This is a genomic window from Deinococcus rhizophilus (assembly GCF_030271215.1).
Lineage (GTDB): Bacteria > Deinococcota > Deinococci > Deinococcales > Deinococcaceae > Deinococcus > Deinococcus rhizophilus.
Window position 1 is genome coordinate 1 of record NZ_JASNGB010000082.1, and the last position, 12,679, is coordinate 12,679.

13 protein-coding genes are annotated in these 12,679 nt (G+C 69.6%); 4 read left to right on the forward strand and 9 right to left on the reverse strand.

Annotated elements, in window-relative coordinates:
- The 4 genes from QOL99_RS09835 to QOL99_RS09850 form a co-directional block, all read left to right on the forward strand.
- Positions 1 to 1,353: right-handed parallel beta-helix repeat-containing protein (locus QOL99_RS09835; protein ID WP_285523421.1), on the forward strand; the 1,353-nt coding region annotated here is incomplete at its 5' end.
- A 91-nt stretch (positions 1,354 to 1,444) separates the two neighbouring features.
- The gene (locus tag QOL99_RS09840; RefSeq protein ID WP_285523423.1) at positions 1,445 to 2,788 is read left to right on the forward strand and encodes an MFS transporter; all 1,344 of its coding nucleotides are present in this window, start codon (positions 1,445 to 1,447) and stop codon (positions 2,786 to 2,788) included.
- A gap of 27 nt (positions 2,789 to 2,815) precedes the next feature.
- The gene (locus QOL99_RS09845) at positions 2,816 to 2,989 is read left to right on the forward strand and encodes a hypothetical protein (protein ID WP_285523425.1); all 174 of its coding nucleotides are present in this window, start codon (positions 2,816 to 2,818) and stop codon (positions 2,987 to 2,989) included.
- Entirely contained in the window at positions 2,986 to 3,591 is a 606-nt protein-coding gene (locus QOL99_RS09850) for an FmdE family protein (RefSeq protein ID WP_285523428.1), read from the forward strand. Before QOL99_RS09845 ends, QOL99_RS09850 begins: the two co-directional genes overlap by 4 nt.
- 13 nt (positions 3,592 to 3,604) lie before the next feature.
- Here QOL99_RS09850 and QOL99_RS09855 read toward each other — a convergent pair whose 3' ends face one another.
- The 9 genes from QOL99_RS09855 to QOL99_RS09895 all read right to left on the reverse strand — a co-directional run bounded on the left by QOL99_RS09855 (position 3,605) and on the right by QOL99_RS09895 (position 12,526).
- On the reverse strand, positions 3,605 to 4,150 hold the full coding sequence (locus tag QOL99_RS09855) for a GNAT family N-acetyltransferase (RefSeq protein ID WP_285523430.1): 546 nt from the start codon (positions 4,148 to 4,150) through the stop codon (positions 3,605 to 3,607).
- Positions 4,147 to 5,796 carry a BTAD domain-containing putative transcriptional regulator gene (locus QOL99_RS09860; RefSeq protein WP_285523433.1) on the reverse strand — a complete coding sequence of 550 codons (1,650 nt, stop codon included), beginning with the start codon at positions 5,794 to 5,796 and terminating at the stop codon, positions 4,147 to 4,149. Before QOL99_RS09860 ends, QOL99_RS09855 begins: the two co-directional genes overlap by 4 nt.
- A gap of 81 nt (positions 5,797 to 5,877) precedes the next feature.
- Positions 5,878 to 7,230, reverse strand: a complete 1,353-nt coding sequence (locus tag QOL99_RS09865) for an MFS transporter (protein ID WP_285523435.1) — start codon at positions 7,228 to 7,230, stop codon at positions 5,878 to 5,880.
- 27 nt (positions 7,231 to 7,257) lie between these two features.
- Entirely contained in the window at positions 7,258 to 7,614 is a 357-nt protein-coding gene (locus QOL99_RS09870; RefSeq protein WP_285523437.1) for a DUF6755 family protein, read from the reverse strand.
- Complete coding sequence (locus QOL99_RS09875) at positions 7,611 to 8,129, reverse strand: QcrA and Rieske domain-containing protein (protein ID WP_285523439.1); 519 nt, start codon at positions 8,127 to 8,129, stop codon at positions 7,611 to 7,613. The genes QOL99_RS09870 and QOL99_RS09875 overlap by 4 nt, the downstream gene beginning before the upstream one ends.
- Positions 8,126 to 8,788: a 4Fe-4S dicluster domain-containing protein gene (locus QOL99_RS09880; RefSeq protein WP_285523441.1), complete on the reverse strand. Its 663-nt coding sequence runs from the start codon at positions 8,786 to 8,788 to the stop codon at positions 8,126 to 8,128. Before QOL99_RS09880 ends, QOL99_RS09875 begins: the two co-directional genes overlap by 4 nt.
- Positions 8,789 to 8,902: 114 nt before the next feature.
- The gene (locus QOL99_RS09885; protein WP_285523443.1) at positions 8,903 to 11,224 is read right to left on the reverse strand and encodes a molybdopterin oxidoreductase family protein; all 2,322 of its coding nucleotides are present in this window, start codon (positions 11,222 to 11,224) and stop codon (positions 8,903 to 8,905) included.
- Positions 11,224 to 12,336: a hypothetical protein gene (locus QOL99_RS09890; RefSeq protein ID WP_285523446.1), complete on the reverse strand. Its 1,113-nt coding sequence runs from the start codon at positions 12,334 to 12,336 to the stop codon at positions 11,224 to 11,226. The genes QOL99_RS09885 and QOL99_RS09890 overlap by 1 nt, the downstream gene beginning before the upstream one ends.
- On the reverse strand, positions 12,329 to 12,526 hold the full coding sequence (locus QOL99_RS09895; RefSeq protein WP_285523448.1) for a hypothetical protein: 198 nt from the start codon (positions 12,524 to 12,526) through the stop codon (positions 12,329 to 12,331). The genes QOL99_RS09890 and QOL99_RS09895 overlap by 8 nt, the downstream gene beginning before the upstream one ends.
- Between the last annotated feature and the right edge of the window lie 153 nt (positions 12,527 to 12,679).

Below are 12,679 nucleotides of genomic sequence, written 5' to 3' on the forward strand. Positions count from 1 at the left end.
CCGCTGGCCCAGAGCGCGTCCCGGCGCGGGCGGGTGGACGTCAAGAGCTTCGGCGCCCGGGGAGACGGCCGGGCGGACGACACCGCCGCCCTGAACCGCGCGGCGGCGGGGGCCGCCGGACGCGACCTGGTCTTTTCGGCGGGCACCTACCTGATCCGGGGGCCGGTCGTGTTCACGGGGTACCGGGGCCAGACGGTCCTGGCCGAGGGGGGAGCCACCATCCAGGCCGCCCGGGACTACCGGCACGGCAGCGCGGACGGCATGCTGCACTTTCAGCAGCCCCGCGACGTGACGGTCCGCGACCTGAAGATCGTGGGCAACCGCGACCCGGAGGCCAACCCCTACGCGGTCTTTATCGACGGGCTGCGGATCGCGGGGGGCAAGGACATCACCGTCAGCGGGCTGACCGTGGTGAACGCGCCCACCAACGGGATCGCGGTGGTGGACTCCGACACCGTGACCCTGCGCGGCAACACCATGCAGTCGGCGGGGGGCGCGGGCGGCTGGTCGCAGCGCACCGTGCACCAGCGCTGGCTGAACAACACCGTGATCGGCTTCGGGGACCCCGCCGGGCGCCTCAAGGCGGGCCTGGGCCTGTTCGCCACCATCGGGGACGACTTCCTGGCCGAGGGCAACGTGATCCGCAACGTCGCCAACACCGCCACCAAGACCGAGGGCGTCAGCAACGTGGTCTACCGGGGCAACACGGTGGACGTGTTCGGCAAGGACGGCATCAAGGTGATGCCCTACCCCGGCCACTCGACCTCGGTCCGGAATGCGGTGATCGAGAACAACACGGTGCGGGCGTGGCGGGCCTGGGCGTCCGACGGATCGTCGTACATCCTGCTGCACGCGGTGATCGGCGGCCGGGTGCGCGGCAACCGCATCGAGGGGACCGGCGGCACCCCCGAGGTCTACGGGGAGGACGCCATCAAGGTGAACGCCTGGGGCGGCACGGCCTCGCGCGACATCCTGATCGAGAACAACGAGGCCCGCAACACCCGCCGGGGCCTGCGGATCGAGGCCGACGGCGTGACCGTGCGCGGCAACACCATCACGGGCACCCTGCCCTGGACCCGCAGCGGCGTGATCGTCGCCGGGCACGGGGTCACGGTCGCGGACAACCTGATCGCCGGGGCCGCCGTCGGCGTGCTGATCGACCGGGGCATGAACCGCACCCGCATCGAGAACAACCGCTTCGACCGGGTCGAGACGGCGGTCTACGCCGACAACGGCAACGCCGACGTCACTGTGAGCCGCAACCGCTTCGGCCCGGAGGTCCAGAAGGCCATCGCCGGGTCCGTGCGCGGCGGGTGCAATTTCTACAACAGCGCCCAGTGCGGCCCCCGGTAGTGGCCCGCCGGGGAAGGGGCGGGCGCCCGGACCCCTGACCCCCCGCCCCCCCTTGTTACCCGTTTGTAAGTCCCCCCTGGACGATGGACCCATGACCACCCTCCCGCAGGCCGGAGCGACCGAGATCCGGGATCGTCGCCGGGTGCTGACGCTCTCCACCGTCGCCTTTACCCTGATGTTCGCGGTGTGGCTGATGTTCGGCATCCTGGGGTTGCCCATTCGCCAGGAATTCGGCCTGACCGACGTGCAGCTCTCGTGGCTGACGGCGGTGGCGGTGCTCAACGGCTCGTTCTGGCGCCTGCCTGCCGGGATCATCACCGACCGGCTGGGCGGCAAGCGGGTGCTGGGCACCATGCTGCTGCTCACGGCCATTCCCTGTTTCCTGATCGCGCAGGTGCAGAGCTACCCGGCGCTGCTCGCGCTGGCCTTTCTGGTGGGCTTCGCGGGCAACAGCTTCTCGGTGGGGATCGCCTGGAACAGCGTGTGGTTTCCGCGCGAGCAGCAGGGCGCGGCGCTGGGCGTCTTCGGGGCCGGGAACGTGGGCGCGTCGGTCACCAAGTTCATCGGCCCGGCATTGATCGCCGCGCTGCCCGCCGCCGGGCTGCTGGGCGGCCTGATGCCGGGGGGCTGGCGCGGCATCCCCTTCATCTACGGGGTGCTGCTCGTCGTGATGGGCCTGACCGTCCTCGCCCTCGCGCCGCGCGTGGACCGCTTTCCGGGGCAGGGCCGCCGCCTCGCGGACATGCTGCGCCCGCTGCGCGACGTGCGGGTGTGGCGCTTCGGGCTGTACTACGTCGTCTTTTTCGGGGCGTACGTGGCGCTCGCGGCCTGGATGCCCAAGTACTACGTGGACGTGTACGGCCTGCCCCTGCAGGCGGCGGCGCTGCTCACGGCCCTGTTCATCTTCCCGGCCAGCCTGCTGCGCCCGCTGGGCGGCTCCCTCAGCGACCGCTACGGGGCGCGGGCGGCGACCTACGGCGCCTTCGGGCTGATGCTGCTGGCGCTGGGCGTGATGATGATGCCCAGCGGCCACATCGTGCTGTACGTGCCCGGCGCCGGGGGAGCGGTCACCAACCGCGAGGTGATGCACTTCGCGCTGGGGGTCTGGCCCTTCACCGCGCTGCTGTTTCTCGTCGGCGTGGCGATGGGCGTGGGCAAGGCCGCCGTCTACAAGCACATCCCGGAGTATTTTCCGAGGGACGTGGGCGCGGTGGGCGGCCTGGTGGGGATGCTGGGCGGCCTGGGCGGCTTTTTCCTGACCCCGCTGTTCGCCTACGCCAGGAACGCGCTGGGCTTTCCCCAGAGCACCTTCTTCGTCGTGTTCGTGATTACCCTGGTCTCGGTGGTGTGGATGCAGCTCACCATCATGCGGATGATGAACCGCGCCGCGCCCCACCTCCAGGGCAACATTGACGGCGACGCCGTCCATTCCTGATTCCACGCCCCGCAAGGAGACGCTGCCATGACCGACCCCCGCGACCCCGCCCGCCCCCAGCCCGACTCCGTGATTCCGGCGGACTGGCCCAGCGATACCTCCCCCGAGGCCGACGCCCCGCCCCCCACCCAGCCCGGTCCCGCCGGGGCCGAGACCGACACCAGCGGCGAGACCGACGAGGCCGGGGTGGAGGAGCGGTGACCGCCCCCGTGTCCCCGGCCCCCCGCCTGGAGCGGCTGCCCGAGCTGCTGGAGCAAAGTGCGGCCCTGCACCGTCACCTCTGCCCCCGGCAGGTGCTGGGCGCCCGCACCGGGCTCATGGCGGGCGAGTGGCTGGGGCTGGAGTTTCCGCGCACCGACAAGCGGGTGCTCGTCTTCGTGGAGACCGACGGCTGCTTCGCGGACGGCGTGTCGGTGGCGAGCGGCTGCTGGCTGGGTCGCCGCACCCTGCGGCTGGTCGACCACGGCAAGGTGGCCGCGACCTTCGTGGACACGAGGACGGGGCGTGCCGTCCGCATCTCCCCCCGCCCCGACCTGCGCTCGCGCGTGCGGGAGGGCCGCCCCGAGGGCCAGAAACGCTGGGACGCCTACATGGCCGCCTACCAGACCTGGCCCGACGAGGCGCTGTTCAACGTGCAGCCCGTGCGGCTGACCCTCGACCTCGCGGCGCTGATCAGCGTGGCGGGCGTGCGGACGGTGTGCGACCGCTGCCGCGAGGAGATCATCAACGGGCGGGAGATCACGTCCTCCGGCGAAACGCTGTGCCGCGACTGTGCGGGCGAGCGCTACTGGGACCCGGCCTGAAGCGCGGGGCGGCTCACCACACGTCCCCGCTCCGGAAATCGCAGGTCAGCGGCAGGTGGGGGTGCAGTTCCCCGGCGGGCGCGTACACCAGGACGCCGCCCGCCTCCTCCGGGGTGGGGACGACCCCTCCCGGCGTCATCACCCCCAGCGGCCCCCGCCACACGGCCCAGCCGCCCGCCCGGTACAGCCCGAGGCCCTCGTCGCTGGCCGACAGTGCCCCGAGGTCGTAGGCCCGCGTCACCTGAAGGTTGACTCGCCGCAGCATGGCCCGGCCGATCCCACGCCGCTGCACCGCCGGATGCACCCCCATCGCCTCGAGGTAGCCCACCCGCCGGGGCGCGTCCCCGACCAGAAAGGCCCGCTGCACGACCGCCGCGTGTCCCACGAGTTGCCCCTCCAGCCGGGCAAGGGTGTGCAGGCCCCCCAGCGCGTGGTCCCAGTCGTCGTCGCTGAAGCTGTCCCCGTAGACGGCGTTCAGCAGCTCGCGCAGGGCCGCGCGTGTACTTCCCGGCAGGAAGGCGGTGTGCCGCACGCGCAGCGAGAGGCCGGGCGGCGTCACGGGGCGGGGCGCGGCGGCTGGCCTCCGTAGGCCTGGGCGTAGCGCTCCCAGCGGGCGCGGGCGTCGCCCAGCTGGCCCCGGCGCACCAGCACGTCGATCATGGCCTCGTGCGCCTCGAAGTGCAGGGGGTCGAGGGTGAGCAGGTGCGAGTAGGAGGCCAGCGCGGCCTGGGTGTGCCCGGCGGCCTCCTGCTCCTCGGCGCAGCGCAGCAGCGAGCGCACGGCGAGTTCGCGCAGGTAGTCGCGTTCCAGCGCGAACAGGTCGGCGTAGGGGTCGTCCTCGAGGTAATGGCCCCGGTACAGCCGCAGCGCCCGCTCGTAGCCCGCGACCGCCGCCGCGCCCTGCTGGGCGTCCGCCTCGCGCACCCGCCGCTCGAACTCCTCGGCGTCCAGGCGATAGGGCAGCGTGGGCGCGAAGCGGTAACTCGGCCCGTCGCGCACGATGACCTGCCCGCGCTCCCCCCGGGGTTCCACGACCTGCCGCAGCGCATTGAGGGTCACGTGCAGCCGCGCGAGCGCCTTTTCCCCGCCCTCCTCGCCGGGCCACAGCGCCGCGCACAGCTCGTCGGCGTGCAGCGGGCGGCCCCAGCGGGTGACGAGCAGCTTGAACAGCTGGTAGGCCTGCCGCCGCTGGAAGTCGGTGGGCGCCAGCCACTCGCCGCCCCGCCGCACCCGGAAGGCCCCGAAGGTCTCGATCTCCAGCCACAGCGGGGCCGGGGCCGGGGCCTCAGCGGGAGCGGGCGACAGGCCGAGTTCCCCGGCGGCAAAGCGGCTGAGCCACAGCAGCGGGGCCGCCGCCTCGCTGCCCACCGCCCCGCGCACCGGGAACTGCACCGAGGCGACCGCCCGGACCTCCCCGCCGTCCCAGACGGGCAGGCAGACGGTGTGCAGGGCGCCCGGCGTCCCCGTGTCCGGCATCGCCGCGCAGTGCAGGTCCCTCACACCTGAGACGCAGACCTGGCCGCGTCCGGCGGGGCAGCCGTTCGCCTGGCAGGGAACCATCTGCTGCGGGTGCGTCTCCACGGCCTCGCCGTGCAGCGGGCGCAGGGAGGCCCGCAGGGCGGAGGTGGCGTCCAGCGTGTCTTCCAGCAGGATCAGCGCCCGGTCACGGGGGGTCCGGGCCTGCCGCACGCGCTCCAGCGTGCGCTCGCCCAGCGAGGTCATCACCGCGTACAGGCTGGCCGCCAGCAGCGGCGCACAGAAGGCCAGCTGGGCCCGCGCCGCCCCCAGCCGGGCGGGCTCGCGCGTGGCGAGGGTCAGCACTCCCACCACCGCGTGCGGCAGCAGCAGCGGCAGGCCCACGAACCCCCGGTACCCCAGCGCGGGCACGCCGGGGCGCAGAAAGCGGGTGTCGGCGCCCAGCTCCGCCGTCTCCACCGCCCCCCGCCCCGCCGCCGCCAGTCCCGGAAAGCCCGCCCCGAAGGCGAACACGCTGCGCTCGAAAAAGGCCCCACTGTCCTGCCCCGAGTACCCGCTGAGCATCAGGCAGGTCTGCGCCGGGTCCGCGAGGTACAGCTCGGCGGCGTCCATCCCGGTCACGCGCCGCACGTCCGAGAGCAGCACCCGCACCACGTGAAAGAGCTGCCGGGGGTCGCGGCTCAGCACGTCCGTCGCCCACCCCACCGTCTTCAGCAGCGTCTCGGCCATACCGGAGTGTAGCTCCCGCCGCAGACACGCAGAAAAGAGTGGGAGAGCAAGCGGCTCTCCCACCCGTCGTGTGCCCCGGCCTCAGCTGGGCTTCTCGGCTCCCCGGCGGCCATAGAAGTACCAGTTCAGCGCGAGGTTAAACAGGCAGAACGCGGCCAGCCCGTAGAAGAAGGGCTTGACGTTGCCCGTCGCTACCGTGACCGTGCTGATCAGCATGCTCACGATAAAGGGGCCGAAGGCCGCGATGGCCGCCGTCCACCCGATCACGCCCGCCGACTGCGGCGGGTTGAAGATGATCGGCATCTGCCGGAAGGTGCTGGCGTTGCCGATCCCGCTGAAGAAGAAGATGCCCAGCATGGTCGCTACGAAGTAGGGAAACTGATCCAGGCTGGTGGGCGTGACGTAGTTCGCCACGAGCAGCGCCGAAACCGCCATCCCGACCGCACTCACCGAGGTCAGGATCGCGCCCCCCGTCCGGTCCGCGATCAGGCCGAACAGCACCCGGACCGTCGAACCGATCAGCGGCCCCAGGAAGGCGAACTTCAGGGGCAACGGCGCGTTCTCGAAGCCGCCGTAGAGGTTCTTGATCAGCAGCGGAAAGGCCGCCGCCAGCCCCGAGAAGGCCCCGAAGGTCATCATGTAGATCGAGGTCATGATCCAGGTGTGCTTGTCCCCGAAGATCGCGAACTGCTCGCGGAAGTTGGCCTTGATGGGCACACTGCGGACAAAGAGCCAGGTCAGCGCCGCCCCCAGCAGCAGCCAGGGAATGTAGACCCAGGCGGCATTTTGCAACCAGATGTTGCTGGTCTTTCCGGCCCAGCGCCACACCTGCTCGCCCCCAGGAATGAACCAGAACAGGTTCACGCCGACCACCCACGGCGTCAGGAACTGCACCAGCGACACCCCGAAGTTGCCGATGCCCGCCTGGATGCCCAGCGCGGTGCCCTGCATCTTCTTGGGAAAAAACAGGCTGGTCGAGGGCATGAACGAGCTGAAGTTCCCGCCCCCCAGCCCCGCCAGGAAAGCGAGCACCATGAAGGTGGTAAACGAGGTCTCCGGGTTCTGCACCGCGATGCCCCAGCCCACCGCCGGGATCAGCAGGCTCAGCGTTCCCAGGGTCAGCGTGTGGCGCGAGCCGTACATGGGCACCAGGAACATGTGGACCAGCCGGGTGATGCCCGCCGCGAGGCCCGGCATGGCGGTCAGCCAGAACAGCTGCTGCCCGCTGAAGGAAAAGCCGATGTCGTTCAGCCGCACCACGATGGCCGAGACCATGAACCACACCGCGAAGGCCAGGGTCAGCGAGAAGGTCGTCACCCACAGGGTGCGCCAGGCCCGCCCCTTGCCCTCACTTTCCCAGAAGGCGGGGTCGTTGGGTTCCCAGCGCGGCAGCCAGGTCGAGGATCGGGGGGCACCGGGTTTGGAGGTGGTCATGCGGGCTCCTTGCGGAAGGGGGGAAGGTCAGTCGTCGGTGCGCGGTTCCTGCGGGATCAGCCGCACCAGCCACACGGTCAGCGCCGCGAGCAGCACGCTGGAGATCGCGCTGGGCCACAGCAGTTCCCGCTCTCCGCCCAATGCCGCGTCCAGCGCGGTCATCAGCACGAACAGCTGAATCGTCCAGAACACCAGGCAGAAGGCGAACAGCACCCCCAGGATCAGGCTGCGCTGGGCATAGCGGGGCCGGGGGCGACTGACCGGGGGTGGCCCGGTGCGCGGCTGGCTGGGCAACTCACTGATCCGGGTGTCCCGGTGCTGCAACTCCGGGCGGGGCGACGTGGGTTCCTGAAGGTCGGGGCGTGGCGTGTCCGAGCGGGTCAATGCCCACCACCTCCCACGGCCCAGAGTTCGCCGTCCCGGACTTCGAGCTCGACCACGTTCAGTCCGCGCTGGGGCGGTCCCGAAATCACGTCGCCCGTCTTCGCGTCGAAGAAGCCCTCGTGGCAGGGGCACTCCAGCACCCTGTCATGGGGTTCGTAGTACACCGCGCAGCCCAGGTGCGGGCACTTCTGGCCGTAGGCGCTAAAAGACCCGTCCTCGTGGCGTACCAGCAGCGAGTACTGCCCCTTTTCCGGGAACTCGAAGGCCTTGGACGTGCCGGGCGGAAAGTCCTCCACCCGGCCCAGCCGCAGCGGTTCGGCCTCGCGCACGGGCTTCACCGCGCTGCCCACCCCCGCGATCAGGGTGGTGCCCACCGCCATCCCCACGCTGCTCAGGCCCAGAAAGCGGGTGAACTCGCGCCGCGAGACGTAGTCGGTGGCGTCCCAGTCCACGCTGAAGTCGTCCTTCCAGTGGGGCGGGTGCTTGAGGATCTTCTTCTTGCCGGACTTGGTCACAGGCGACCTCCAGTCAGACCGGGTTGGGCCTGGGGCAGCGGCTCCAGATGGGCGAAGGGGTCGAGGTGGTCGAAGGCGTCGGGCTCGAACCGCGCATCCATATGCGAGATGACGTCCATGTCCAGGCCGATCTCGCCTTCCGGCAGCACGATGAAGACCTTGGTCGTGATGGTCTGGGCGCCGAACTGGAAGGTGTTGGTCGGGGTGCCCTTGCGCCGGGCCTGGAACTCCTCCAGCGTGCCGTAAAACAGCGCCTCGGACGGGCACACGCTCGCGCACATCGGCTTTTGCCCGATCGACGTGCGGTCGTAGCACATGTCGCACTTCAGCATCTGGTCGATCTCCGGGTAGTAGCGCGGCACGCCGAAGGGGCAGGCGTTCACGCAGTTCGAGCACCCGATGCAGCGCGGGGCCTGGCTGGACTGCACGATGCCGTCCTCGGTGCGCTTGATCGCGTCCGCCGGGCACACCGCCGCGCAGGTCGGCAGGTCGCAGTGCATACACACCATCGGGGCCGTCTGGGTGCTGGAGCCGCGCTCGATGTGCTCGAGGTGAATCATCGACTTGCCCTTGTGGGTGGCGCACTCCGAGCACGCCTGCATGCACGCCTTGCACCCGATGCAGCGGATGGGGTCGACGAAAAAGCGAAGGTCAGACATGGATGGCTCCAATCAGGCGGGTCGAGGCGTCGAGAGGTCGAGGCGCCGAGGAGCGTGCGAGGTCGTTCTCGACTTCCCGGCCTCTCGACCTCTCGACCGGACGAACGTCCGCCCTCACCGCCGCAGCTCCTGGCGGCGCTCCTGCAGGCCGTATCCGGCGGGCAGGTTCTTCTCGGTACGGGCGCTGGCGGCCTTGACGCGCTCGCCCTCGGCCTGTTCCTCGGGGGTGGCGAGGCGCACCCGGCAGGCCGACACCTTGTACTCGGGAATCTTGGAGACGGGGTCCAGCGCCCGCTGGGTCAGCAGGTTCGCGCTCTCCTTGCCGCCCCAGTGGTAGGCCATGAACACGGTGTCGGGCCGGATGGTGTTCACCACGTTCGCCTGGATGATGACCTCGCCCCGGCGGGTCTGGATGGTCACCCAGTCATCGGTGCGGATGCCGAGCTGCTTGGCCATGCGCGGGTGCATCTCCAGCTTGGGGTGCGGGAACTGATCCACCAGCGGCCCGATGCGCCGGGTCTGTGTGCCGCTGAGGTACTGGCTGACCACGCGGCCCGTCGTGAACCAGATCGGGTACTCGTCGTCCACGACCTCGCCGCTCTCGCGCCACTTCACCGCGTTGAAGCGGGCCTTCCCGTCGGCGTGGTAGAAGCGCCCGCCCTCGTAGAGCCTCGGCGTGCCGGGGTGCTCGCTGTCGAGTTCCGCGACGCTCATGGTGGTCTTGCCGCGCTCGGTGACCTGCGGAGCGGGCCAGAAGACGCCCTGGGTATCCACCACCTTTTCCCAGGTGATGCCGGAATAGTCGGCCGTGCCGCCGCGCGAGGCGAGGCGCAGTTCCTCGAAGATCTCGCGGGTGGACGTGTACCCGAAGTACTTGCCGCGCCCCAGCCGGTTCGCGATGTCCAGCAGGATCTCCCAGTCCCGGCGGGCCTCGCCGGGCGGGGTCACGGGTGCGTTGATCTTGATGACGCGGCCCTCCCCGCTGGTGGACGTGCCCTCGTCCTCCTCGTGCAGCGAGCCGGGCAGCACGATGTCGGCGTGCTGGGCCGTTTCGGAGAGGAAGAAGTCGATGACCGTGTAGTGCTCCAGCTTGTCGAGCGCCTCGCGGTTGAAGTTGGCGTCGGGCAGCGAGACGAGGGGGTTGAAGCACAGCGAGAGCAGGCCCTTGATGTTGCCCGCGTGGATCTCGTTGAGAATTTCCTGCGCGGTCAGCCCCTTGCCGGGAATCTCCTCCTCGGGGCAGCCCCACACCCTGGCGATGTACTCGCGGTGCTCGGGGTTGGTGATGTCGCGGTTGCCGGGAAGCTGGTCGCACTTGTGCCCGTGCTCGCGCCCGCCCTGGCCGTTGCCCTGCCCGGTGATCGTGGAGTGGCCGCAGCCGGGCTTGCCGATCTTGCCGGTTGCCAGCGCGAGATTGGCGCAGCTCACCACGTTGTCCACGCCCTTGGTCTGGTGCTCCAGCCCCCGCGCGTGCAGGATCATGCCCGTCTCGGCTTCCCCGTACCAGCGGGCCGCGAGTTCGATCTTGTCGGCGGGTACCCCGGTGATCTCGGCGGCCCACTCTGGGGTCGCGTTGCTCACGGCGTCGGCGGTGTCCTCGAAGCCCACCGTGTGGTTGCGGATGAACTCCTCGTCGATCAGTCGGTCGCGGATCAGCACGTGCAGCATCGCCATCAGCAGCGCGGAGTCGGAGCCCACCCGCAGCGGCAGGAACAGGTCGGCGGTGCGGGCCATCGGGACCATGCGGGGATCGGCGTAGATGATCTTCGCGCCGTTGTCACGTGCGCGCCAGATGTAGTCGGTGGTGATCGGGAAGCACTCGGCGATGTTCGTCCCGATGATGAAGATGACCTTGGCCTGGGTGATGTCCTCCCAGTGGTTCGACGAGCGGTCGATGCCGTACGCCTTCTTGTTCCCGGCCCCGGCGGACACCATGCACAGCCGCCCGTTGTAGTCGAGGTTGGCCGTCTGAAGGGCGAGGCGGGCGAACTTGCCCACGAGGTAGCTTTTCTCGTTCGTCAGCGAGACGCCGGAGAGCATGGCGAAGGAATCCCTGCCGTACTTCGCCTGAATCTCCTGAATCTTGCTGACGGTCTCCGAGAGCGCCTCGTCCCAGGTGATGCGCTGGTAGCCCGTAGGCGTGCGGCGCATGGGGTGGAGCAGGCGGTCGGGGTGCGAGCCTTGCAGGTAGCGCTTGATGCCCTTGGGACAGAGCTTGCCCCGGTTGAAGGGGAAGTCGTAGCGCGGCTCGAAGCCCACGACCTCGTTGTCCTTGACCTTGAGCTTGATGCCGCACTGCTGCCCGCAAAAGCAGCAGTGGGTGTCCACCAGATCGTCGTAGTCGTCCACCGTGCGGAAGCCGCCGGGGGGGGAGTAGTGCAGGGTGGGGCCGTACAGGTCGAGGTAGTCCTCGCGGGAGAGGGGCGGCTTGGCCATTACATGAACTCCTTGCCGGTCACGGCGAATTGATTCAGGGTCATCAGCTTGCGGCGGCAGCCCGGGCAGAGGTTCTGCCAGTTGTCCACCTGACTGTGGCGGTAGTCGAAGCCCAGTTCGGGCAGCATCGCCTTGAGGTCACCGCGCTGGAGTTCGGAGGTGTACTCGGTGCCGCAGCGGGCACAGGCGGCCTGCGGACCGTTCGCTCCGGCGGCCTTGTAGAACCACACGCCGAGGTTGGCGATGCGCTGGAAGATGTGGAAGAACTTGCCAAAGGGCAGGTACAGCAGCCACAGGTACACCGTCACGGCGTGGATGGTCGTGAGGAAGTAGTAGAACTTGCCCTCGATGAACATGTTGCTGACGGTCAGGAACATGCCGGTGACCGACACCGCGAACAGCAGGATCAGCGGCATGATGTCGTTGTCGAAGCGCTGGGTGGCGATCTCGGCCTGATCCTTGATGCGGCGGCCCAGGATCAGGGCGATCCCCGCCAGGCACAGCACCGCCGCCACGTTCAGGCCGTGCATGATCAGCCAGCCCAGCAGGCTGCGGGCCGGAAAGGTGAAGAACTCCAGCCTCTGCCCGAACAGGACGATCAGGTAGTCGGACGGGTTGGTGAAGTCGCTCTCGAAGCGCAGCCAGCCGAAAGTGAGCGGGAACGTGATCGCAATGGCGATCAGGCAGCCCCAGAAGATCAGCTGGTGCGCCAGCCAGCGGCCCCGCGACCGCTTGCGGATGAAGCGCTGTTCGATCAGCTTCTCCCAGCCCATCTTGAAAAAGAGGCCGGTGTTGCGGATGCGCTGCCCCGGCTGCCAGAACAGCTCCCAGCCCCGGCGCCAGTAGGTGCGGGTGGGCGGGCGCTGGAGCCAGACCACGTAGCGGTACACGATGCCGAAGATGGCGAACACCGTGGCGAAGGCGTACCCCGCGAGCGCCCCGTCGAAGCCGTGGAAGCGCTGCGAGCCGAGGTAGATCGAGAGCGTGACCAGCGCGGCGACGATCAGCCCCCAGATCACCCCCCGGCGGTCGAGGGTCACGTCCATGCCCGGCACCGGGACGGGCGGCGGGTCGCGGCGGGGAGGGAGGGCGGCTCCGGTGGGCTTAAGCATGGTTCTTCTCCTGGCCCGCAAGGGAGTCGAGCAGGCCCGGCAACTCGCGCACATCGGCGACGAGGCGTTCGGCTCCGTCCCGCAAGGATTTGAGGCGGCCCTGCCACGCACCCGAGGCGTCCCGCCAGACGGACATCACGAATTCGGGCCGCCCGGGGGGAGGCTGCCGCTCAGGAGGGGTGTCGGCCATGCGGGGAGTGTGCCCGGCCCGACTTACAAGCGGCTAACAGGGCGGGCCCAGAACCTCCCCTGAACGCGCCAAGTAACTTGCGTTAATAGACACCACCGGACATAATCTGAAGGCTCATCCTGGGTTTCAGGGAGTTGGGGTGAGGAGCAGGGA